Source organism: Paenibacillus aurantiacus (assembly GCF_042431225.1).
In the GTDB taxonomy this organism is placed as follows: Bacteria; Bacillota; Bacilli; order Paenibacillales; family Paenibacillaceae; genus Paenibacillus_Z; species Paenibacillus_Z aurantiacus.
In genome coordinates this window covers 1-897 of the sequence record NZ_JBHMDO010000014.1, presented here as the reverse complement: position 1 = coordinate 897, position 897 = coordinate 1, and the positions used below count along the sequence as shown (strand labels likewise).

The window sequence follows — 897 nt, the reverse complement described above, 5'->3', positions numbered from 1 at the left end:
TACCGCCCCTCTTGATCCTTAAAAAGGCTAATATTACACATAACTCCAGTTGATGCTGGGATTAGTTTCGTATTGCCTTTTTCTATATTAACAGAGAAAATATTTTTCGTGAAACGCTTGACATTATATTAGCTGGTTTGTGTAAACTCTCAAACCGAAATTAGATTACAATGAGAGAAAGGCTGGTTTGAGAGGATGGCACCCATGGCGAGATTCAATAAGGAACAAGTGAAGGCGTTTGTGAAGGAGAACAACCTCAAGACGATGGACGATGTGCAATCCGCACTGAAAGAGCTGTTTGCAGAGACACTGCAATCGATGCTGGAGGCGGAATTGGATACAGAACTGGGCTATGAAAAGCATGACGTAAAGAGTAAAACGACGTCCAACAGCCGCAACGGGAAGTCCAAAAAGACCGTAACGAGCGAGTACGGTGAGCTGGAAATTGCAGTACCTCGCGATCGTAACGGCGAGTTCGAGCCTGTCATCGTGAAGAAGCACCAGTCCACCGTGACCGGCATTGAGGACCAAATCATCGCCATGTACGCCAAAGGTGTCAGCACACGGGATATCCAGGACCACCTGAATCATCTGTACGGCATTGACGTCTCGCCGACGATGATCTCGAACGTGACGAACAAGATTGTACCCCTCATCAAAGAATGGCAGAATCGGCCGCTACAGGGCATTTATGCGGTCGTCTTCATGGACGCTATTCATTACAAAGTGAAGCAAGACGACGCCATTGTGAACAAGGCGGCGTACATGGTCATTGGCATCGATTTAGACGGCAATAAGGACGTACTGGGCATGTGGATTGGGGAGAACGAGTCCTCAAAGTTCTGGCTCAGTGTGCTCAACGACCTGCGTAACCGTGGTGTTCAAGACATCCTAATC

1 protein-coding gene is annotated in these 897 nt (G+C 47.7%); it reads left to right on the top strand.

The window, feature by feature from the left end; all coding sequences use genetic code 11:
• Nucleotides 1-204: 204 nt before the first annotated feature.
• Nucleotides 205-897 (top strand): IS256 family transposase (locus tag ACFFSY_RS06880; protein ID WP_377491903.1); only part of this gene is annotated, 693 nt, incomplete at its 3' end.